Below are 21473 nucleotides of genomic sequence, written 5' to 3'. Positions count from 1 at the left end.
GCGAACGTGACCGCCGCTTGCGCAACACACCTCAGCGGGTGCCGTACATCCGGTCGCCCGCATCGCCGAGACCGGGCACGATGTAGCCGTGCTCGTTCAAGTGGCTGTCGATGGCGGCGGTCCAGACCGGCACATCGGGGTGAGCGGACTGGAACTTGGCCAGCCCCTCCGGCGCCGCCAAAAGGCAGACGAAACGGAGATCCGAGGCGCCGCGGGCCTTGAGCCGGTCGAGCGCTGCGATGGCGGAGTTGGCGGTCGCCAGCATCGGGTCGAGGACCAGCACAGTCCGGTCGGCCAGATCCGACGGCGCTTTGAAATAATACTCGACCGCCTCCAGCGTCTCCGGGTCCCGGTAGAGCCCCACATGGGCGACGCGGGCCGACGGGACGAGCGACAGCATCCCGTCGAGGAAGCCGACCCCGGCGCGCAGGATCGGCGCCAGAACGAGCTTCTTCCCCTGGATCTGCCGTCCTTCCATCGGCTGGAGCGGCGTGTCGATGGTCACCGGCTCCAGGGGCAGATCCCGCGTCACCTCGTAGGCCAGGAGCATGCCGATCTCGTTTAGGATCTGGCGGAAGCCCTTGGTGGAGCGGTTCTTGTCCCGAAGATGCGTGAGCTTGTGTTGTACAAGCGGGTGATCCACCACGGTGACGCGACCCGTTGGCATGCTAATCCCCTCCGCTCCCGCCATTTGAGCAATGCCGGAGCCTGCGACGCGGTGCAACTTGCACGCTGCGGGATCGGATGAACGTCGCCAAATGAGCGGGACGCCCCGCTGAACGAGCGGGCGGGTCTTCCGGCATCCCGTCTCCTCACCGGCTTGTGCCGGGAAATGTGCCGATGGTCACTCGGCCGAGGGGCCGCGTCCGGGAGGCGTGCGGAAGGGCAGTCGGGTCGCGGTGGTGACGGACGGCATCATCGCGTCTCGGACGCGGCCATGAGGCTGCGAGCCATTGCGATGATCGGGCCTCGGAGCGCCAAGCGGGTCGTGCCGAGGCGGTCCGACCGCCGGCATGATCTTACCCCCTGACCGTCGAGGTCGGCTGTGTCCTCGATCCGACGCCGACGATCCACGCATCGTGGATGCGTGACGCGGTCCGGGCCGATCAGCCCGGACCGCGACCGTGTCAGACGGAGCGGGTCTCGCCACCCTCGTGGCGGCGCTTGGCCATGAACGCGTCGAACTGCTCGCGATCCTTGGCGCGCTTCAACTCCTCGACGAACTCCGCGAAGGCCCGGCTCTCCTCCGCCAGGGCGCGGCGCTGCGCCTCCAGCCGGTCGAGCTCGGCGCGGCGGTAGGCGTCGAAGGCAGCGTTGCCGCTGGAGTCGCGGCGGCTCGCCGCCTCGAAGGCACGGGCAAACCGCGATGCCGGCCGAGCACTCTCGAAATCGGAAACCGCGCGACGCGCTTGGTCACGCAGTTCGGCGAAAGCGGGGTAGCCAGCGAACTTCCAAGCGACGAGCGCCAGACCCACCGGCCACCAGTAGATGAAACCGACGACGATGGCGCCGATCTCGAGAGACCGACGCGGAAACGGGCCGGACCGGCCGAGCCGGCCGTTCGCCCAGGGAGAGGAGGATTGAGAAGTCACGGCAGTGCTCCGCTGTCCATGTGAACGCGGTTAACATGCGTGTGACGCGTGCGCCTTTCAAGGCCGGTCGGATCGGGGGTCGCGCTCGTCGCGCCGCGCCGCGCCGTGAACCAGCGCGAGGACTCCGGCCCGCAGGAGTTCGTACTTGTCGGGGAAACCCGGCCCGCGCGGCAGGTGCCCGGCCGCCGAGAGTGTCGCCAGGCCGTGGGCCAGCGCCCATACCTCCAGGGCGATGAAGCGCGGCGCGACACCGCCGAAGCCGTCGGTGAACGTCGCTTGCAGGGCCTCGACCAGCAGGTCGAACGGGCTCGGTCGCGCGGCGGGGCTGGCAGAAGCCAAGCCGGCCTCATCGCTGGCTGCGCCCTGCCCTCCCCGGGTTTCGAAGATGGCCGCATAGTAGGCGGGTTCCTCTTCCGCGAAGGCGAGGTAGGTCTCGCCCATGCGGGTAAACCGCTCCAACGGTGTTCCCCGCGACGTCAGGGCCCGGGCAAGCCGGGCCGCGAGTTCCGCGAATCCCCGCCCCGCAAGTTCCTCCAGCAGGGCCTCGCGACCGCGGAAGTGGCGATACAGGGCCGCGGGGGTCACACCGACGAGGCGCGCGGCATCGACCAGCGTGAAACCACCGATACCGCGCTCAGCGATGAATCGGCGCGCGGCCTCGATGAGGGCCTCTTTCAAGTTACCGTGATGATAATTGCGCCGATCGTTCGGTCCGTCCCGCCAGGGTCGCAAGATGACACATCCTCTACGCGCTCGAACGCACCTCGCAGAAGGATCGCCATGCTGTCGACTGCGATGTCCAGCAGAAGATTGCCGTTCGTGCGAGGCTTGTGCTGGCATTACGGGCGAGCAGCGCAAATGTTTCGAGCGTTCGTTGCGGGCGGTCGCTTGACCGCTCCGCGCTGATGCAACAATGTTACAACTCGCGCCGTCGTTTCAGGCCTGACCGGTCGGATCAGGCAGGGCCACGCGGCAGCCCACCGGGGTATTTTTATTCAGCATGGCGTTCGTAAGCCTGAAGGCGTGGCGGGCCCGCTCGGCCGAGCGCGCCGAGATCGCGGCGCGCCTCAAGCGGGAGCTCGCCCAGGCCCTCGGTCTCGGCGGGGCCGATGCGCTCGCCGTCAACGAGATCGCCTGCGCCGATCCCGGTTGCCCCGACATGGAGACCATCGTGCTGGTTATGCGCGCCGACGAGCCGACGCGGGGACTCCGTGTCCGGAAGCCCCTGGACGCCGTGGGTGCCGAGGAGATCGCCGCGCTCGTCGCGGAGGATCGGCTCAGCGCGCCATCTCGATGATGTGACTGCGCGCCTCCGCCTTCCGGGACCTTCGAACGATGCGCCAGGCGCTCGCTTTGCCGTCGCATCGTGTAGCGTGTGTCCGACGCCGCGTTCCCGACTGTGGTGGTGCGGCCCGGGAGTACGCAGCATGAAAACCCGTCGGCACGTCCTGGCGCTGGCCGGTCTCCTCCTGTCGGTTGGTCTGGGACCGGCCCGGGCCGGCGGGGAAATGCCCTTTTCCGATGCCGCCTTCGAGGCCGCGCGCACGGCAGGCCGACCGATCCTGATCGCGATCAGCGCGCCCTGGTGCCCCATCTGCCGGACGCAGAAGCCGATCATCGAGAAGCTGGCCGCCGATCCGCGCTTCAGGAACCTCCAGGTCTTCGCGATCGACTTCGACAGCCAGAAGGATCTGCTGAGGCGGTTCGACGCCCGAATGCAGAGCACGCTGATCGCCTACAAGGGCGCGACCGAAGTCGGGCGTTCCGTGGGCGAAACCCAGCAGGAATGGATCGAGGGTCTCCTCGAGAAGACGCTCTGAGCGGTACACGCCGCGCCTTCCGCTTTCGTTCAGCCAGAACCCGGCATAGCGCCTGAGGCCCCGACTCGCGGCGGGGCCCGATGGAGAGACGACCGGTGACGAGCGCCCCACCTTCAGCCGCCCCGAGCCCCGACGCCGTCGTGGCGGTGCCCGTGCGCAACGAGGAGGAGCGCATCGCGGCCTGCCTGCTGGCCCTCGATGCCCAGGAGGGACTCGCGCCGGGCAGCCTCGGGCTGGTGGTGTTCCTGAACAACTGTACCGACCGGACCGAGGCGATCGTCTCGGATCTCGTCCCGAGGCTGTCGATCCCGGTCCGGATCCTGGTCGAGGAATTTGCTGGGGCGCATGCCGGATGGGCGCGGCGCCGGGCCATGGATGCCGCCGCCGCGTGGCTCGGCGATGCCGGTCAGGCCGGGATCATCCTGTCCACCGACGCCGACAGTCGGGTGCCGCCGAACTGGATCGCCCGTAATCGGGCTGCCATCCAAGCGGGAGCGGATGCGGTCGCCGGACGGGTCGAACTGGACGCCGCCGAGGCGGCGCTGCTGCCGCCCGCCCTGCCCGCACGCGGTCGGCTTGAGGACATCTACGATGCCCTGATCACCGAGGCCGAGGCGCGCCTCGACCCTGATCCGAACGATCCCTGGCCCTGCCATCGGACGGCGATCGGCGCGACCCTGGCAGTGACGCGTGCAGCCTATCTTCAAGTCGGCGGAATGCCGGAGATCCCCCTCGGGGAGGATGGTGCCTTCATCGCGCGCCTGCTCGAACACGGCTTGCGGGTGCGGCACGCCACCGACGTCTGCGTGACCATCTCGGCGCGCCTTGCAGGACGCGCCCCTGGCGGCGTCGCCGACACGATCCGCTCGCGCTGCGAGGAACCCGACGCCCTGTGCGACGCCCGCATGGAGACCTTTTCCCGGGCCGTGCTCCGCTACCTGTGGCGACGGCGGTTCCGCCGTCTGCACGGAAGGGGGCTGCTCGCGCGCGATGCCGGCTGGGCGCGGACCATCGGGATCGCCGCCGCGGAGGCAAAGCGGATCGCGGCACTTCCCCTCGGACAAGCCATCGCGGAGGCCGAACGCGCCAGTCCACGCCTCGCCTACCGGCCCATCGGCCCGAGGCAGTTGCCGAATCAGATCCGGCTGGCACGGATCGGTCTGGTTGTGATCCGCCGGAGCCTCAGCCTCTCCGCCGCACTCAAGCGTGTGGCGGGCGGCGCTGCGAGCCCCGGTCGCCCCATGACGGACACGCCCGGCAGCCAAATCTGAGCCGATCAGCCGCTGCGCGCGCCGAGAAGGTTCCGCGGCGCCAGCTCGAAGCGGCGGCGGAACGCCCGGCTGAAGGGCGCCGCGTCGGTGAAGCCGCAGCTGGTCATCACCGACGCGACCTGTACGCGCCCGCGGACGGCGGCGAGGCGCCGGTAGGCTCGGTCGAGCCGAGCGTCGCGGATCTTGGCCGCGACGCCGTCGTCCCCGGTGAAGGCTGCGGACAGCCGGCTGCGCGACATCCTGAGCGCCGCCGGGAAGGCTTCGGGTCCGAATTCCGGATCGTGCAGCCGACGCTCAATATGGGCCAGCGCCAGCGCGCGCACGGCGACGGACAGGTTCCCATCCTTCCGCTCACCCTGCCCCTCAGTGAGGATGCGGAGCAAGCAGCAACACCGTCCCGGGCGATGCCGGCTTCCGCCTGCGTCCTGCCGCCGACCGCCCCGGAGACGGGGCGGAGATAGCCGATGAAGAGGTGGCTCAGCGGCGTGGCGTCGAGCTTGCGACCGGCGAAGGCCTGCGGTTTGCCGACCTGCGAGAGGAACGCGGCGCGGGGTACCTGAAGCCGGATTTCCTCGTAGCTGTCGCGGCTGCCGATGGCGAATGACTGGTCCATGCCGTGGATCGCGATGTCGCCCGCACCCCTCAATCCCCCATGATTGCCCTGCTCTAGGTAGCCTGTCCCCTGGAGGAGGACCACGATTGCGATGTCGTCGGGTCCGTCCGTGCGAGCGTGGCGGGCCATGCGCTCGACCCCGATCGGGTTGCTGATCGTGCGCAGGATCGCGCCGTGTTTCGACAGGGCACCCCTACGGGCCGCCGCGAAGGGGTGATCCATGACGAGCTGCGGCGCGTCCACGCGCCAGGGCGGTACTGCGCCAGTAGTCGAACACCCGCTTCGGCTCGACCGCCTCGGTCGTCTCGATGAGGACAGGGACCGTCTCGTGAATGCCCACCGAGCGAGAGCCCCATGCTCCCGGATCGGCCCAAGATCAGTCCCGACACGCACAAAACAGGAACAGAGCTGACAGTGGCGCCGGAACGGTGAAGGGCGGGCCTTGACGGAGCGCGTCCGGCGCGTTGCCTCCGAGGTTCGGTCAATGATCCGCCGTCGACCGCGGCATGGCGCGCGCCGCGTCGGCCTCCGCGAAGCGCAGCACCACGGCACGACCCTGCGGCGGCGGGGCTGTCAGACTGGCGCGAAACCGAGCCGTCTCCGACGCCGCGAGGGTGGCGCGCGGCGCGGGGACCGAGAAGGTCTGCACGGCCCGACCGCCCGCATCGCGAATCTCGACGCTCAGCGGCGTCACCGGCATGTCGGCACGGGCCACCCCGACGAGATCGCCCTCCACCACCAATTCTGCCGGCCGGCCGTCCTCCGCGGGGTTGCTGAAGGCCACGACGTCCCGGATCTCGATGCCGCGCAGGTTCACCGGCAGGCCGATCCGCGCGAACAGGGATGCGGTCTGCGGGATCGCGCGGACGACGTTCGTGCGGGCGAGGCACACGAGGGGCAGCGCCGCAAGAAGGGTCAGACCGAGGGCCAGGCTGGGTGACAAGCCGGCGAACGCGCGCCTGGCACCGCCGCCGCGCAGCGACCGTCGGTCCGGTACCCGGATCGCCGGGGCGGGAACGTCGGAATCCCGCCGTACGAAGGCGGTAGCCTCCTCCCACGCCGCATCGGCGTCGGGGTCGGCTCCGATCCCGGCCGAGAGTTCGGCCTCGTGACCGGCGAGGACATCGGCTGGAGTGATGAACCACGTCTCGCGGCAGGCCGCGCAGCGAACCGAGCGACCCTCCATGCCGATTCGATCGGCATCGATCCGGTACTCGCTGGAGCAGCTCGGGCAGACGATCAGCATACGCGCCATACTCGCAACGACCGGCCGGACCGCGCCGGAGAGTGAATTCGCTTGAGAAAGTGTGGCCGAACAGGGTTAAGCGGGCGTGAAATCCCTCAGGCCTTGAAAACGCCCGCCCGTCCGGCGATTCCCGATCCACCGACAGACGAGACACGGCACGGCCTTGAACCTCCAGGCGAACATGAAGAGCCTGCTGCCCGGCGCTGAGCGGCCGGTGGTGCAGTTCGAGAACGTCGGCATGCGCTACGGCCTCGGGCCGGAGGTCCTGTCCGACGTCAGCTTCCGCATCGCTCCGCGCTCGTTCCAGTTCCTCACGGGGCCGTCGGGCGCAGGGAAGACGACCCTGCTGCGCCTGATCCTGCTCTCGGCGCGGCCGACGCGCGGTTTGGTCTCGATCTTCGGCGAGGAGGTGAGCAGCATCTCCGCGAAGGCGCTGACCGGATTGCGGCGGCGCATGGGCGTGGTGTTCCAGGATTTCCGTCTGCTCGATCACCTCACCACCTACGAGAACGTGGCGCTGCCGCTGCGCGTCCAGGGGCGCGCCGAGACGAGCTACCGGGCGGAGGTCGTTGAACTCCTGCGCTGGGTCGGACTGGGGGAGCGCATGCACGCCCTGCCGCCCCTCCTGTCGGGCGGGGAGAAGCAGCGCGCCGCCATCGCCCGGGCGCTGATCGCCCGGCCGGACCTGCTGTTGGCGGACGAGCCCACCGGCAACGTCGATCCGGGCCTGGGGCGGCGGCTCCTGCGACTGTTTCTTGAGCTGAATAAGTTGGGGACTTCCGTCATCATCGCCACCCACGATTTCGGCATTATGGACGCCGTCGATGCCCGCAGGATGGTTCTAGGCGACGGCCGGCTTCGGATCGAGGAATGAGCAGTCAGGCCACCTCGCGCGGGCGGACGCTGCCCCCGGCCGGAATCCCGGACCCGGCGACGCCGGCGAACCTGCGCCGCAACGCGCCCCTCGTGCCGACCGACACGACGGCCGGGCGCTCGCTGGCGGCGGTCATCGCCATCCTGACCTTCCTGGCCGGGCTCTGCGCCGGCGCGGCCGAGATGGTCGCTGCCAACGCCGTCCAGTGGCAGGGCGACGTGGCCCAGGAGATCACGATCCAGATCCGGCCCGGTCCCGGCCGCGACGTCGATGCGGACGTCGCCCGCGCCGCCACCATCGCCAAGGCAGAGCCGGGCATCGCCGAGACGCGGGTGTTCTCGAAGGCCGAGGCCGAGCGCCTGCTGGAGCCCTGGCTGGGCAGCGGCCTCGACCTCTCCGACCTGCCGGTGCCGCGGCTCATCGCCCTCAGGCTGGGCAACACGCAATCCGCCGACCTGAAGGGGCTCCGGTCGCGGCTCGTGGAGGCGCTGCCCGGGGTCGCCAGCCTCGACGACCACGTCCTGTGGCTCCAACGGCTCTCGACGGCCGCCAACGCGTTCGTGGGCATCGGTGTCGGGCTCGTGGTGCTCGTACTGATCGCGACCGGCCTCGCCGTGACCTTCGCGACGCGCGGCGCCATGGCGAGCAACCGGGAGGTCGTGGAGGTGCTCCACTTCGTCGGGGCCGACGACGACTACATCGCCCGGGCCTTCCAGCGGCGCTTCTTCGGCCTCGGCCTGCGCGGCGGCGCGATCGGGGCCGGCGTGGCGATTCTCGCCTTCGTGCTTGCCGGGCTGCTGGCGCGGGCCGCCCGGTCTGGACCGGCGGGTCAGGAAGTGGAAGCGCTGTTCGGAGCCTTCCATGTCGGGCTTCGCGGCTACGCGAGCGTCATCCTGATCGGCGTGATCGCCTCTCTGGTCACCGGCGTCGTCTCACGCATCACCGTCCGCCGTTTCCTGACCTGAACGTGGTGCCGCCTGTCGACACGGGTGGAAAAAGAGGGTCTCGCCCGTACGTTTACCGTCTGGAAACCTAATCGTTGCGCTGTGTACGGGGCTGGAAGCGCGGCCTCCGGGCCGCCGCAATCGGGGCCGATCCTCCGGAGAATGATCACGCGTATGCTGCGCGCATCGGATCCGCTCGCGACCGACATCGTCGGCTGGACCTGGCACGAGAGGGGGCACCCCGACCGTGCCGTCGCGGCCGCGAAGCCGTCCCCGAAGGCTCGGATCGCCCTGTGGGCCTGCGGATTCGGCGCCGGGCTGGGGACGCTGGCCCTGGTCGCCGGCTTCCTGATCTTCGTCGGTGCCCTAGCCCGTCACGAGCGGATGCCCCCCGACAGGGCGGACGGCATCGTGGCGCTCACCGGGGGCGCACAGCGGATCGGCGACGCCATCGACCTGCTGGCTGGCGGGTACGGGCGGCGCCTGCTCATCACCGGTGTCAACGAGCGCACCAGCCGCGATGAGATCGCCCGCCTGAACCCGACGCAGCACGCGCTGATCGCCTGTTGCGTCGACCTCGATTATCGGGCGCGCAACACGATCGGTAACGCCATCGAGACCCGGCGCTGGATGCGGGCGCACCGCTTCAGCACCGTCGCGGTTGTCACGTCGAACTACCACATGCCGCGCACGCTGGTGGAACTGGATCACGCCCTGCAGGACAGCGACCGCGTCCTGCCGCACCCGGTCGTGACGGACGCCTTCGATGCCGACCGGTGGTGGCAGAGCCCCCCGGCGGCCAAGCTGGTCGCCTCCGAGTACGTGAAGTTCCTGGCGAGCTGGGTGCGCACCCGGTTCGAGACGGATCCCGAACGCTCCCGGGCCGCGATCCTGATCGGGCGAGGCAAGCCGGTGAAGATGGTGGCCGAGCCGCGGATGCTGCGCCGGGTGGATTGAGGCCATGAGGCCGCCCCGGGTTTTGCGGCAGCCTCGCAGGCCTTGGGTGCAGGCCTTGGTTGTAGGCCTTGCCCGCAAGCCCTGTTCGAGTCGCGCAGCCCGAACCTTCACACGACCTTGAGGTCGAGGGCGGGCTACCTCCATCGGCCGGTGCCTCAGGATCCCTTGCACCGCGCCTTGATCGCGGCGGAGAATTCCCGGTCCGAGCCCTGTACCTGAGCGAGGCGCTCGCCGCGTTCGGAGCCGGACAGGCAGCGCCCGTAAACGCTCGCCACCCGCCGCATGGTCTCGACATGCCGCCGCCAGACCCGACAGGTCTTCGCGTCGTCGCTGTCCACCTGCTCGAGTTGATCGATGGCCTGTCGTTGCATCGACTGTGCGACGAGGAGGTCGCGCGCGCAGGTGGAGTCGCCTTGCGCCAGAACCGGTCCGGCCAGGCCTGCGGCAAGCGCCAGCGCGGCGAGGATCCGATATGCCGGCATCAGGCCGCCTGGGGTGTGGTGGAACGGGTGAGGAGCGCGTAGAGCGCGCCGGCGTCCCGCGCCGCCCGGATATGGGCCAGCATCCCCGGCTCCCGCAGGATCCGTGCGACCTGCGCCAGCGCCTTCAGGTGGTCCGCCCCCGCGCCTTCCGGAGCCAGCAACAGGAAGGCGATGTCCACGGGCTGCCCGTCGAGCGCCTCGAAATCCACCGGCCGGTCGAACCGGGCGAACAGGCCGAACAGTCGGTCGAGACCGGGCAGCTTGCCATGCGGTATCGCCACGCCGTCGCCGATGCCGGTCGAGCCGAGGCGCTCCCGCTGGAGGAGCGTATCGAAGACCGCTCGTTCGCCGAGGGCGGGCAGGCGCCTCGCCGCCTGCGCGGCGAGGTCCTGTAGCACCTGCTTCTTCGCCCGCGCACGCAGCGACGGCACCACCGATTCGGGGTCAAGGAATTCCAGAACTGGCATCGAACGACCGTTGCCCCGTCACCCGCCCACATCGGACCGGGCCTCGTCGCAGGGGCGAAGTTGGCCGCTGCGGCCATGCCCCTGCCTTTCAATCGACCGGGAAACAAGCCGGTTCCGGCTCCGTTCCTCCCGACCCGCCGCGTCAGTCGACGGCGTTCGGAGGGTCCACCCAGCCGATCGCGCCATCGCTGCGCCGATATACGACGTTGACGCGTCCGGTACCAGCATGGACGAACACGACCACTGGGGATCCCGTCATGTCGAGGGCGGTGACGGCTTCGCCGATGGTGCGGCGTTGCAGGGTCTTGGTGCTCTCGGCGACGATGGGCGGGTGTGTGTCCCCCTCCCCCGCCTCCTCGTCATCGACCTCCTCCTCGGCCGGGGCCGCGAGCACCGCGTAGGCCGCTTCCACCGCCGCGTCGTCGCCGGGTCCCGTGGCGTGCTGCTTCAACCGGTTCTTGTAGCGGCGCAGCCGTGTCTCCAGACGTTCGGCCGTCTGCTCGAAGCTCGACCGGGCATCGTGGGAGAAACCGTTCGCCTCGATGGTGAGACCTGACACGAGGTGCAGCACGCAATCCGTTCGGAAAGCCGTTCCATCTCGCCGGAGCGTGACATGGCCGGAGCAGGATCCGTTCATGTGCGAGTCGAGGTATTTGGCCTGGATCGCGGACATGCGTTCCTCGACACGGCTGCGTAGACTCTCTCCGAGATCAACGCCGTGGCCTGTGACTCGCAACGACCCCATGCTGCCTCCCCGATTTCGATGCAGGTCGGCGAATTAGAGAGCCGGCTCGCGTTAAGTCAACGGAGCCACGCGCGGTTCTGCCGGTTGCTTAACCCCGGGTTCAGCCGGACGCCCGGATACAGGCGCCCCACCGAGACGTGAGATCCTCGACCGTATGACGACCGATGTCGGACCTTCAGCCGCCCCGACCCGCCGCGCCATGCTGGCCGGCGCGCTGGGCGCCGCCGCGGGATCACTCCCGACAGCATCCTGGGCGGCCGACCCGGAGAAGTTGCCGTCGCTGCCCGGTCCCGGCGAGGCGTTCGAGGCGAACACGCTCACGGATCTCGCCAGGGCCCGGGCGAAGGTGCCCTACGTCGCCCCCAAGACCAACGACGTGCCGGCGGCCCTGAAGGCTCTCTCGCGGGAGGTCTACGAGACGATCCGTCCGGCGGAAGGCCGCGCCATCTGGGCGAATCGGGACGCGGGCTACGTGCTGGAGCCGCTCCTGCGCGGCGCGATCTTCGAAACGCCGGTGTCGCTGTTCCTCATCGAGGACGGTCTCGTGCAGCCCGTGCCGTACGACAGGGCGGCCTTCGTCTCCCTGGGCATCGAGCTTCCGGATCTGACCGCGGAGACGGCCTTCTCGGGTTTCCGGTTGCGTGCGCGCTTCGGTGACGCCGACGGGCTCACGAACTTCGCGCTGTTCCAGGGCGGCTCCTTTTTCCGACTCGTGGCCCAGGGCCAGGATTTCGGCATCAACGCCCGGGCCCTCGCCCTGCGACCGGCCGATTCCCGCGGGGAGGAATTTCCGTTGTTCCGGGCCTTGTTCGTGGAGGTTCCCGCCCCTGGGCAGCCGGTTGTCGTCCACGCCCTGGCTGATTCGGAGTCGGCCACCGCGGCGTTCCGGCTGACGCTGACCCCCGGTCCGGAGGCCTCGACCGCCGCGATCGACGGGACCGTGTTCGCCAGGGCCGAGATCGACCATATCGGCCTCGGCGGCATGCAGGGCAGCTACCTCTTCGGCCCGCTCGACCGGAACCGCGTCGATGACCTGCGTGCGGCGGCCTTCTCGGTGGAGGGGCTGGCGATCCGCAACGGCTACGGCGAACCGATCTGGCGCCCCGTTCACAACCCCCAGGCGCTGCAGGTCTCGGCCTTCGTGGACCGGGGGCCGAAGGGATTCGGCCTGATGCAGCGCGCCCGCGCCTACGCCGATTTCGAGGACGACCGGCGGCACTGGGAGCAGCGTCCATCCCTCTGGCTCGAGCCACAGGACGACTGGAGCGAGGGCGCGGTGACGCTGCTGGAGATCCCGAGCGACTCCGAGCTGAACGAGAACGTGTTCGCCTACTGGCGACCCAAGGCGAAGCTCGCCAAGGGCGGCGAGATGCGATTCCTCTATCGCCAGCATTGGTCCAAAGGCTGGCCCGATCCTCTGCCGCCCGAGGTCGCGCGGGTGTGCGGCAGCCGGTGCGGTCATGGCAGCGGCGGCAATCGCCGCCTCTTCGCGGTCGATTTCGAGGGCGAGGCACTGTTCCAGCCCGGCGACATCGACGTCGATCTCGGAGCCTCGGCCGGGACGATCACCCGCCAGGACCGGTTCCGGTATCCGGAGCGGAAGACCCTGCGGATCCTGTTCGAGCTCGATCCGGGTGGCGAGCGGGCCGTGGAGCTGCGTCTCGCCCTCCGGCGCGGTCAGGCCCGCGCCAGTGAGACCTGGCTGTTCCGGTGGACCGCGTGATCCCCGCCGACATCCGCCTTCGAGGGGCCGCCTGCACCATGTCCTTGGACGAGACGATCATCCCGCCCGATATGCCGCAGCTTCGGCCCGGATCGGACCCGGCGCCGTACGCCGCCGGCCCGGGTCTGCCGCCGGAGGCACCGCTGGCGATGCCGGTTCAGGACCTTGCGCGCTGGGACGGGGCCAGCGCCCACAGGCCGGCGCGGCCGGCGAGGAGCCCCTGGCTCGCTCGCCTCTGGGTGTTCGGAGGCGCCACCGCCCTCACGGCCTACGGCGGCTGGCAGATGGTTCAGACCGTGTCGGTCTCGGGAAGCCCGACCGCGCTTCAGCTCGTGCTCGTCGTCCTGTTCTGCCTCACCTTCTCGTGGATCACCCTGGCCTTCACCAGCGGGCTGCTCGGCTTCGCGACCCTGCTCCGGCGCGGATCGACCCCGCAGATCCCGGGTGCTCTGTCGACCCGCTCCGCGGTGCTGATGCCGGTCTACAACGAGGCGACCGCCCGCACCTTCGCGGGCGTCGAGGCGATGCACGAGGCCGTGGCCGCCACCGGGCTCGGCCGGCACTTCGACTGGTTCATCCTGTCCGACTCGACGCAGGCCGATGCCTGGATCGCCGAGGAGCGGGCTTACCTGGACCTGCGCGACCGCCTCGGCCCCGAGGCCCGGCTCTACTATCGCCACCGGCCCAAGAACCATCACCGCAAGGCCGGCAATATCGGCGACTTCGTCACCCGCTGGGGCGGGCACTACGACCACATGCTGGTGCTCGACGCCGACAGCCTGATGAGCGGATCGGCCATCGTGACGCTCGCCGCCGCCATGGAGGCGGACCCGGATGCCGGCATCATCCAGACCCTGCCGCTGATCATCAACCGGAACACACTGTTCGCCCGGCTCCAGCAATTCGCCGCCCGCATCTACGGGCCGGTGATCGCCGCCGGGCTCTCCGCGTGGTCCGGCCGGGACGGCAATTACTGGGGTCACAACGCCATCATCCGGACGCACGCCTTCGCGTCATCCTGCGGCCTGCCCGACCTGCCCGGCAAACCACCCTTCGGCGGCCACGTCCTGTCGCACGACTTCGTCGAGGCGGCCCTCATCCGCCGGGCCGGCTGGGCGGTCTACATGCTCCACCGTCTGCCGGGCTCCTACGAGGAGAGCCCGCCCTCGCTGATCGACGTCGCCGTGCGCGACCGACGCTGGGCCCAGGGCAACCTTCAGCACGCCCGGGTCATCGGCGCATCCGGGCTGCATCCGGCGACCCGCCAGCACTTCGCCACCGGTATCGCCGGATACCTCGCCTCCCCCCTGTGGCTCCTCCAGCTGGTGGTCGGCATCCTGCTGGTCCTCCAGACCGCCACGGAACGACCCGACTATTTCGGCGGCGCCGGCTTCTCGCCGGTCTTCCCACGGTTCGATCCCGTCCGAGCGCTGCAGCTGTTCGGGCTGACCATGGCGGTGCTGCTCGCCCCGAAGATCCTCGGTCTGGTCCTGGCCCTGCTGGATGGCCGGGTGCGCCGCGCCTGCGGGGGATCCGGCCGGCTGATCATGTCGAGCCTCGTCGAGATCCTGCTCTCCGCGCTGGTCGCACCCGTCGCGATGGTGATCCAGTCCGGCTCGGTCGTTAGCATCCTGCTCGGCCGCGACACGGGCTGGAACCCGCAGCGGCGCGACGACGGCTCGATCCCGCTGCGCGACATCGTCGTCCGGCACCGCTGGCACATGGTGCTCGGGCTCGTGGCAGGGATCGCTGCCTTCGCCATCGCCACGTCGCTGTTCCTCTGGATGAGCCCCACCATTCTGGGCCTCGTGCTGGCGATCCCGATCTCCTGGGCGAGCGGCCAGCTCGGCCTCGGTCTCGCCCTGAAGGACCGGCGCCTCCTCGGCACGCCCGAAGAGGCGGCACCGCCGGAGATCGCGCTGCGCGCCGCCGCCCTGACCGCGCGCAACACCGCGCTGGGGTTCGACGCTGACGATGCGCTGGCGGCGCTCAACGCGGATCCCATTCTCGCCAAAGCGCATGACCGGATGCTGCCCCCCGGGCAATCCAGGCCGCGCGGCGCCATCGACCCGGACCAGACGCTCGCCGCCGCCAAGATCTGCGAAGCCGAGACTGTGGCGGAGGCCCAGGCGTGGCTCTCGCCGAAGGAGCGGCTGGCGCTGCTGCACGACCGGGCGCTCGTCGATCGGCTGGTCCGGCTCTGACGGATGGCCGCCAACGGGGGGGCCGTGCCTGCACGTGAGACGGGCGATCCTGGTGGCGCCGCGCTCAGCGCGGTCACGCTGCCAAGGGCGGCTCGCTCACGCGGGCGAAGTTGGCGGCGCCGACCGGTTCTCGGGCGGCGAGCCGTGACACGCGATTAACCATTCGGGTCCTAGACTCAGCCATTCTCAGATGGACCTGTCCATGACCCTGATGTTCGTGTTTCTGCTCCTGCCGCTCGCGGTCGCCATCGTCCTCGCCCGCGGTGAGCCGGTCCGCACGATCAGCTGCCTCGGCGCGATGGGCGTCGGCTGCGTGATCGCCTGTTCGAGCGTGGTCAGCCTCATTCGCCACCGGGCGTAAACGCGTCCGACCGCTCAGCCGTGCCGGGCTGAAGCCGTCAGGAGAAGCCGACCGGCCGCGGGCCACCCGAGAGGGATCGCCCCGCCCGCGCAACGAGCTGCGAGAAGGCCAGCGCGGCCGCCGTGGCCTGCGCCCGTGATGGGAAGCTCCGCCGAGAAACCAGAACCGTCTCCTCGGTGTCGTTCAGGAGCGCCCAGGACCACAGCGAACGGCTGCTCTCGCGTATCTCGAACTGCACGGGACGCCTGCCTCTCCGGGCCATGCGAAGCGCTAGATTTGCGCCAACCGGCGACACAACGACGACGTGAACAGATCGTCGTCAAGGACAAGTCTCAATCTCGACAATCAGTTCGAGGACTAGCGATCCGAGCGGAAAACACTGTGCACTGCCCGACTGCGAGACTTCCAAGCCATCGCTGACGGCGGTGACTGCTATCGGCTATTCTGAAGACAACTCTGTGAATGACGGCTGCCCGGCGTGCTTTTCCACAGGATGCCGGATAGCCTCATCCCGCTACGCGTCCGCCCCCATCAACCGGCATCCCGATGCAGGGCAGCGTGTCGAATCCCGCGAGACCGTGGCGGGCGGGCGGCGCCGTCCGATCAGCCCGCCAGCCATCCCGCAAGGGGCAGCGAAGCAGGATTAGGTGATGGCGGACCACACCGGATCGCTGAACCGGCCATCGCGTTTCATCCTCCCTGATCTCGCGCATCCGTCGTCCGTCACGTCGATTCGTTCAGTGACGGGACGATACCGGAGAAGCTCGCGATGACGCGAGAACGGCTCATCCTGCGGACGAGGATCGGGCACCGGCAGGCGTGCCGGCGCATTCTCGACCGCGCAGGCGGGGCGGCCGCGACGGGCAACGCGCAGCCGCACTCCTGACGATCCAGGACCGAACAGACGCCCGATGCCATGTTTCCGGCGGCTTGGCGTCCGAGGCTCGCCGCTCGCACCGCATCACGATCCGCCCGCCGGAGATTGCATGAAGACCGTCAACGCCCTCATCGCGGAGGAACTCGGCGTCAGGGAGGCGCAGGTCGCCGCCACGGCAGGGCTGCTCGACGGCGGAGCCACCGTTCCGTTCATCGCCCGCTACCGCAAGGAGGCGACCGGTGGGCTCGACGACACGCAGTTGCGCAGGCTCAACGAGCGCCTGTCCTACCTGCGCGATCTCAACGACCGCCGCCGCGCCATCCAGGCGAGCATCGAGGCTCAGGGCCGGATGACGCCAGCGCTCGCCGCCGCTCTCGACGCGGCCGATTCGAAGGCGCGGCTGGAGGATCTCTACCTGCCCTACCGCCCCAAGCGTCGGTCGAAGGCGCAGGCTGCCCGCGAGGCGGGGCTCGCACCGCTCGCCGAAGCCCTACTGAAGCAGCCGGGTCGCGCGCCCGCCGAGGCCGCGGCCGCCTACGTATCCGCCGAACGCGGGATCGCCGATGGCGAGGCGGCGCTGGAGGGGGCCAGGGCAATCCTGGTCGAGACCTTCGCGGAAGATGCCGACCTCGTCGGCCGTCTGCGCACGGATTTCTGGCGGGGCGGCCAACTCGTCTCGAAGGTCCGCAAAGGCAAGGTGCAGGAGGGCGCAAAGTTCTCGGATTACTTCGCCTGGTCCGAGCGGCTGGAGCGGATGCCGTCGCACCGCGTGCTGGCGGTCTTGCGCGGCGAGCGCGAGGGGGTGCTGGCCGTCGACCTCGACGCGGAGGGCGCAGAGTCGCCGCCCGCCCTTCCGGGCCCGTTCGAGACTGCGATCTGCCGCCGGTTCGGCATCGCCGCGCAGGGGCGCCCGGGTGACACGTGGCTCCTCGACACCGTCCGTACGGCCTGGCGCACGAAGATCAGGACCGGGATCGAGCAGGATCTGCGCACGCGCCTGTTCGAGCGGGCCGAGGACGACGCCGTCCAAGTCTTCGCCGGGAACCTGAAGGATCTCCTCCTGGCCGCTCCGGCCGGTGGCCGGGTCACGTTGGGGCTCGATCCGGGCTACCGGAACGGCGTGAAGGTCGCGGTCGCGGATCGCACCGGCCGGATCGTCGCGGTGGAGACGACCTACCCGCACGAGCCGCAGCGCCGCTGGCGGGAGGCCGTGGCGACGCTGGGCCGCCTGTGCCGTTCCCACGGTGTCGAACTGCTCGCCATCGGCAACGGCACGGCGTCCCGGGAAACCGAGCGGCTCGCCGCCGAGATCGTGGCGGACAATCCCGACCTCAACCTCGCGAAGGTGACGGTGTCCGAGGCCGGCGCCTCCGTCTACTCGGCCTCCGAGATCGCCGCCCGCGAACTGCCGGACCTCGACGTGTCGCATCGCGGTGCGGCCTCGATCGCCAGGCGTCTGCAGGATCCCCTCGCGGAACTCGTCAAGATCGACCCGAAATCGATCGGCGTCGGGCAGTACCAGCACGATGTCAGCGAGACGAAGCTGTCGCGTTCGCTGGCCGCGGTGGTGGAGGATGCCGTGAACGCGGTGGGCGTCGACGTGAATACCGCGTCGCCGGCCCTTCTGGCGCAGGTCTCGGGTCTGGGAGCCTCGATGGCCGCCAGGATCGTTACCCATCGGGATGCCCACGGCCCATTCCGGACGCGTGGGGCGCTCAAGGGCGTAACGGGCCTGGGCCCCAAGACCTTCGAGCTGGCCGCCGGCTTCCTCCGCATTCAGGAAGGAGACGATCCGCTGGACGCCTCCGGTGTCCACCCGGAGGCGTACCCGGTGGTCAACCGCATCCTCAAGGCGACGAAGAGCGACATCCGCGTTCTCCTCGGCAATCCCTCGGCGCTCGGCCAACTGACGCCCGAATCCTTTGTCGACCAGCGTTTCGGCCTGCCGACCGTGCGCGACATCATCGCCGAGCTTGAGAAGCCCGGGCGCGACCCGCGGCCGGCCTTCAAGACGGCGCGCTTCCAGGAGGGTGTCGAGACGATCGGCGACCTCAAACCCGGCATGCAGCTGGAAGGCGTGGTCACAAACGTGGCCGCGTTCGGCGCCTTCGTGGATATCGGCGTCCATCAGGACGGGCTGGTCCACGTCTCGGCGATGGCACGCCGACGGATCGCATCGCCCATCGAGGTGGTGCGGATCGGCGAGGTCATTCGCGTCCTCGTCCTCAGCGTCGACGTTCCTCGCAAGCGCATTGCCCTCTCGATGCGGCTCGACGATCCGGTGGACGCGGCGGCATCCGCACGGCGGACCGGCGAACCCGCCCGCGAACCGCAGCGGAGCCGGCCCGCAGCCCCCCCGGACGTCGCGCCGACCGGCCCCTTGGCCGATGCCCTGCGAAAGGCCGCAGCATCGCAATCGCGGCGCGGCTGATAGCAGGCGCGGATCGGGCGGCGGGAAGCCGGGTCCCGGCTGCGGGACGCCGCCGCCATCATGATTAGCGGTTCGTAAACCGCAGGTTGGCACAGTCCCGCCAGGGGCCGGCCTGCGTGTTCCGCAGGCACGGTTCCGGGCCCCGGATCCCCGTTCGCCACGGGCGCGATTCCCTCCTGCGGAACGGACTGATGCAAGCATCTGCGCACCCCGAGTTCTGGCCCAGTCCCATGATCGGACAGGCACGCCTGATCCGCGCGGCGTTCGAGGGATCGGACCTGGCAGCCTGTGCCCAGGCGATCGTCGCCGGGGCGAATAACGGCGTGGTCGAAGCGGGCGCCGCGCTGGACCTCTCGACAATCCTGCTGCTGCTGCAACGCTCCGAGGAAGCGCTCAAGCTCCAGACCGATGTCCTGCACGGACACAGGCACTTCAGGCTCCGGTCGAACGCGCCGGGCGCCCGGACGCGGGTGCTCGTCATCGTGGCGGCCGGCGACCTCATGGCCAACACGCCGGTCGATTTCCTTCTCGACGATCCCGGCTTCTCGGTGGAGTACCTCTACATCCTGCCCGGGCAGGAAGCGCCGCGACGACTTCCGGAGCACGACGTGGTCGTCGTCGGCGTCGCGTATTCACGCGCCAACGAGCCGGTCCTCGAAGCCTTGGACGAAGCTGCAGCGCATTGGACCCGGCCGGTGTTCAATCTCCCGCGCAGCGTCCTGCGGACATCGCGCCACGGGATCGCCGAGGCGCTTGCCGGTGCGCCGGGCATCCTCGTCCCGCGCATCCTCCGCGCCGGGCGCTCGAGCCTCATCGCGGGAGGCTCGCGCATCCCGCAGGGTCTCGATTTTCCCATCCTCGTCCGCCCGATCGACACGCATGCCGGGAACGACCTGCAGCGGATCGAGCATACGCCCGCGCTCGGAGACTATCTTGCGGGCGCGCAGGCGGAGGAACTGTACCTCACACAGTTCTGCGACTACCGCGGTCCCGATGGCCTCTACCGGAAATACAGGATCGCGCTCATCGACGGAGCACCGTTCCTCTGTCACATGGCGATCCGTGATCATTGGATGATCCATTACCTGAACGCCGGCATGCTCGACGATTCCCGGAAACAGGCCGAAGAAGCGTCCGCGATGGCGGCGTTCGACACCGTCTTCGCGCGACGCCACCGGCAGGCCTTCGCGGAGATCCATCGGCGCCTGGGTCTCGACTATCTCGTCCTCGATTGCGCCGAGAGCCGCGATGGCCGCCTGCTGATCTTCGAAGCGGACACCGGCATGGTCGTTCACGACATGGATTCGGCGGAGATCTATCCCTACAAGGCGCCGCAGATGCGCAAGGTGTTCTCAGCCTTCCAGCAGGCGCTGGCCACGCGGATCGGCTGACGGGACGACCCGGAATCGCCGGCGGATCCGGGGGGCTTCCGCCCGCCTCCGCGCACACGAATGGGGCGAAGCGATTGAGAGGCGTCACGCTCACCGGCGAGGCGCTGCGAAGGCTGCACTATGAGGTGGAACGCCTTCGTGTCAGACGGTCGCGTGATGCGCATCACCGGCGCCGGGATGCAAGAGCGCCGGGAGCGATACCGGAATTGCCGGGCCGCCTTCGCGAGGAGCGGCCGGCCCGGTCCTTTCACTGGTTTGGTGGACCCGAGGTCGGCCGCGCGCAGCGGGGCGACAGCCCTGCCGTCGGTCGCGCCGCGTGTCCGGGCGGCGGCGAGCCGGGTGACAGACCGGACCTGCGGAGTCGCGGCGCGATCCAGCGGTTACAGCTTGAAAGCGTGCTCGCCGATATGCCCGAGTTCCTTGCTCAGGTAGGGGTCGCACCAGATCCTGAAACCGAGGGACCGGACGCGGTCGCTGAAATCGTAGTCTTCGCCGATGTTCACGCCGGCCTCTTCGTCGACGCGGAAGCGGAAGTACGGCTTCTTCAGTCGCTCGAAGACCGACGACTTGACGAGCAGGAAGCCGGTCGGGATCCGCGTCATCTCCAGGAGGCCCTTCGGGGCGTCGACCGGCTGCTCCGGCAGGATGTCGCCGAGGAAATGATGCGGCGCCGTGCGCCGGGAATACGTCGCGCCGATGATGTCGACGTTGCGGACCAGCAGTCTCAGCAGGGCGTCGCGCGGAAACGTCATGTCGCTGTCGATGAACAGAATGTAATCGGCGTTGAACTTCTGGGCGTAGTCGAGGCCCAGATTGCGGGCATCCGCCACGATGGAGGATTTCCCGACGACGATCGACATGGGCATCTCGCCCAGCGTGTGCATCATCGTACCGAGGCTGACGGCGAAATCGGCGTGCACCATGGTGCCGCACGGAATCGCCACCGCGACGTGCGGGAACACGGCGGGCACGCAGGGATGCGGGTTGGCGGCCTCAAGGGGCGACTGAACGATCACGGCCGAACTCCAAGCGCGATGCGGTGCCGCCCTCGCTCTGCCGCTCCGCCCGATAATCCCAGGCGGACCAGCGTGATGGCAGTCCGGCAGCCCCCACGGCTTTGCCAGAAGATGGTTAATAGATATTGAATGCCGCTTGCAAGCGTGCCGAAATAGATCAAATCAAGAAGTAATCAATTAACGATCGCTGCGAGTTCTCGCGAGACGGCAATCATTTTAACTCGCGGGAAACTTCCGGAGGACGATTACTGGCCCACCCAAGAAACGGGTAGCTTGAATCAGAAAGATCGAACGATGTCCTCCATCACCCTGTCGGCCGCCACGCGTCAGAACCTGCTCTCGCTGCAGGACACGGCGCAGCTGATGGCGACCACGCAGAACCGCCTCGCCACCGGCAAGACGGTCAACTCCGCCCTCGACAACCCGACCAACTTCTTCACCTCCCAGGCCCTCGACAGC

Annotated in this window: 21 protein-coding genes and 1 pseudogene; 12 read left to right on the top strand and 10 right to left on the bottom strand. The window is 69.2% G+C overall.

All coding sequences use genetic code 11. The features are described from left to right. Positions 1 to 31: 31 nt before the first annotated feature. From upp to MKK82_RS20330, 3 genes are all read right to left on the bottom strand, one after another. Positions 32 to 667, bottom strand: a complete 636-nt coding sequence (gene upp / locus MKK82_RS20340; RefSeq protein ID WP_238292682.1) for a uracil phosphoribosyltransferase — start codon at positions 665 to 667, stop codon at positions 32 to 34. A 460-nt stretch (positions 668 to 1127) separates the two neighbouring features. Then, positions 1128 to 1592: a DUF2852 domain-containing protein gene (locus tag MKK82_RS20335; protein WP_238292679.1), complete on the bottom strand. Its 465-nt coding sequence runs from the start codon at positions 1590 to 1592 to the stop codon at positions 1128 to 1130. A gap of 57 nt (positions 1593 to 1649) precedes the next feature. Then, complete coding sequence (locus MKK82_RS20330) at positions 1650 to 2324, bottom strand: TetR/AcrR family transcriptional regulator (RefSeq protein ID WP_238292676.1); 675 nt, start codon at positions 2322 to 2324, stop codon at positions 1650 to 1652. A 268-nt stretch (positions 2325 to 2592) separates the two neighbouring features. Here MKK82_RS20330 and MKK82_RS20325 point away from each other — a divergent pair, with 268 nt between their 5' ends. The 3 genes from MKK82_RS20325 (at position 2593) to MKK82_RS20315 (ending at position 4683) form a co-directional block, all read left to right on the top strand. Continuing rightward, on the top strand, positions 2593 to 2889 hold the full coding sequence (locus MKK82_RS20325; RefSeq protein ID WP_243986595.1) for a hypothetical protein: 297 nt from the start codon (positions 2593 to 2595) through the stop codon (positions 2887 to 2889). Positions 2890 to 3019: 130 nt separating this feature from the next. Beyond that, positions 3020 to 3412 carry a thioredoxin family protein gene (locus MKK82_RS20320; protein WP_238292671.1) on the top strand — a complete coding sequence of 131 codons (393 nt, stop codon included), beginning with the start codon at positions 3020 to 3022 and terminating at the stop codon, positions 3410 to 3412. A gap of 80 nt (positions 3413 to 3492) precedes the next feature. Continuing rightward, a complete protein-coding gene (locus MKK82_RS20315) occupies positions 3493 to 4683 on the top strand; it encodes a glycosyltransferase (RefSeq protein WP_238292669.1) in 1191 nt (396 codons plus the stop codon). A gap of 5 nt (positions 4684 to 4688) precedes the next feature. Here the strand turns inward: MKK82_RS20315 and MKK82_RS20310 are convergent, their stop codons facing one another. Together MKK82_RS20310 and MKK82_RS20305 are read right to left on the bottom strand one after the other, a co-directional pair. Beyond that, the gene (locus MKK82_RS20310) at positions 4689 to 5066 is read right to left on the bottom strand and encodes a helix-turn-helix domain-containing protein (RefSeq protein ID WP_238292667.1); all 378 of its coding nucleotides are present in this window, start codon (positions 5064 to 5066) and stop codon (positions 4689 to 4691) included. Between the two features lie 711 nt (positions 5067 to 5777). Beyond that, complete coding sequence (locus tag MKK82_RS20305; RefSeq protein WP_353959790.1) at positions 5778 to 6551, bottom strand: zinc-ribbon domain-containing protein; 774 nt, start codon at positions 6549 to 6551, stop codon at positions 5778 to 5780. A 172-nt stretch (positions 6552 to 6723) separates the two neighbouring features. Here MKK82_RS20305 and ftsE point away from each other — a divergent pair, with 172 nt between their 5' ends. The 3 genes from ftsE (at position 6724) to MKK82_RS20290 (ending at position 9317) form a co-directional block, all read left to right on the top strand. Further along, positions 6724 to 7416 (top strand): cell division ATP-binding protein FtsE, encoded by a 693-nt coding sequence (ftsE, locus tag MKK82_RS20300; protein ID WP_238292713.1) that lies wholly within the window; start codon positions 6724 to 6726, stop codon positions 7414 to 7416. Then, positions 7413 to 8381: a cell division protein FtsX gene (locus MKK82_RS20295; RefSeq protein WP_238292661.1), complete on the top strand. Its 969-nt coding sequence runs from the start codon at positions 7413 to 7415 to the stop codon at positions 8379 to 8381. Before ftsE ends, MKK82_RS20295 begins: the two co-directional genes overlap by 4 nt. A gap of 153 nt (positions 8382 to 8534) precedes the next feature. Beyond that, the gene (locus tag MKK82_RS20290) at positions 8535 to 9317 is read left to right on the top strand and encodes a YdcF family protein (protein WP_238292658.1); all 783 of its coding nucleotides are present in this window, start codon (positions 8535 to 8537) and stop codon (positions 9315 to 9317) included. A gap of 155 nt (positions 9318 to 9472) precedes the next feature. Here the strand turns inward: MKK82_RS20290 and MKK82_RS20285 are convergent, their stop codons facing one another. From MKK82_RS20285 to MKK82_RS20275, 3 genes are all read right to left on the bottom strand, one after another. After that, positions 9473 to 9799: a hypothetical protein gene (locus tag MKK82_RS20285; protein WP_238292656.1), complete on the bottom strand. Its 327-nt coding sequence runs from the start codon at positions 9797 to 9799 to the stop codon at positions 9473 to 9475. Beyond that, positions 9799 to 10266: a PTS IIA-like nitrogen regulatory protein PtsN gene (gene ptsN / locus MKK82_RS20280; protein WP_238292651.1), complete on the bottom strand. Its 468-nt coding sequence runs from the start codon at positions 10264 to 10266 to the stop codon at positions 9799 to 9801. Before ptsN ends, MKK82_RS20285 begins: the two co-directional genes overlap by 1 nt. 142 nt (positions 10267 to 10408) lie before the next feature. Beyond that, entirely contained in the window at positions 10409 to 11011 is a 603-nt protein-coding gene (locus tag MKK82_RS20275; RefSeq protein ID WP_238292649.1) for an HPF/RaiA family ribosome-associated protein, read from the bottom strand. A 154-nt stretch (positions 11012 to 11165) separates the two neighbouring features. Between MKK82_RS20275 and MKK82_RS20270 the strand changes: the two genes are divergently transcribed. The 3 genes from MKK82_RS20270 (at position 11166) to MKK82_RS20260 (ending at position 15299) form a co-directional block, all read left to right on the top strand. Then, entirely contained in the window at positions 11166 to 12734 is a 1569-nt protein-coding gene (locus MKK82_RS20270) for a glucan biosynthesis protein D (protein WP_238292644.1), read from the top strand. Between the two features lie 71 nt (positions 12735 to 12805). After that, on the top strand, positions 12806 to 14938 hold the full coding sequence (gene mdoH, locus MKK82_RS20265; RefSeq protein WP_243986597.1) for a glucans biosynthesis glucosyltransferase MdoH: 2133 nt from the start codon (positions 12806 to 12808) through the stop codon (positions 14936 to 14938). A gap of 202 nt (positions 14939 to 15140) precedes the next feature. After that, a complete protein-coding gene (locus MKK82_RS20260; RefSeq protein WP_238292641.1) occupies positions 15141 to 15299 on the top strand; it encodes a hypothetical protein in 159 nt (52 codons plus the stop codon). Between the two features lie 37 nt (positions 15300 to 15336). Here MKK82_RS20260 and MKK82_RS20255 read toward each other — a convergent pair whose 3' ends face one another. Further along, positions 15337 to 15537 (bottom strand): hypothetical protein, encoded by a 201-nt coding sequence (locus MKK82_RS20255; protein ID WP_238292638.1) that lies wholly within the window; start codon positions 15535 to 15537, stop codon positions 15337 to 15339. A gap of 748 nt (positions 15538 to 16285) precedes the next feature. Here MKK82_RS20255 and MKK82_RS20250 point away from each other — a divergent pair. Both MKK82_RS20250 and MKK82_RS20245 read left to right on the top strand, forming a co-directional pair. Next, positions 16286 to 18607 carry a Tex family protein gene (locus MKK82_RS20250; RefSeq protein ID WP_238292635.1) on the top strand — a complete coding sequence of 774 codons (2322 nt, stop codon included), beginning with the start codon at positions 16286 to 16288 and terminating at the stop codon, positions 18605 to 18607. A gap of 191 nt (positions 18608 to 18798) precedes the next feature. Continuing rightward, entirely contained in the window at positions 18799 to 19998 is a 1200-nt protein-coding gene (locus MKK82_RS20245; protein ID WP_238292633.1) for a RimK family alpha-L-glutamate ligase, read from the top strand. A gap of 380 nt (positions 19999 to 20378) precedes the next feature. On the opposite strand, the gene MKK82_RS20240 is transcribed toward MKK82_RS20245, so the two are convergent. Next, positions 20379 to 21014: a glycosyltransferase family 2 protein gene (locus MKK82_RS20240; RefSeq protein ID WP_243986593.1), complete on the bottom strand. Its 636-nt coding sequence runs from the start codon at positions 21012 to 21014 to the stop codon at positions 20379 to 20381. A 294-nt stretch (positions 21015 to 21308) separates the two neighbouring features. Between MKK82_RS20240 and MKK82_RS20235 the strand changes: the two are divergent. After that, positions 21309 to 21473, top strand: a pseudogene (locus MKK82_RS20235) (flagellar protein); the annotation flags it as partial.

Origin of the sequence: Methylobacterium sp. E-046 (genome assembly GCF_022829625.1) — a bacterium.
GTDB lineage: Bacteria > Pseudomonadota > Alphaproteobacteria > Rhizobiales > Beijerinckiaceae > Methylobacterium > Methylobacterium longum.
The sequence above is the reverse complement of the archived record's forward strand: the minus strand, read 5'-3'. Positions and strand labels throughout refer to the sequence as shown.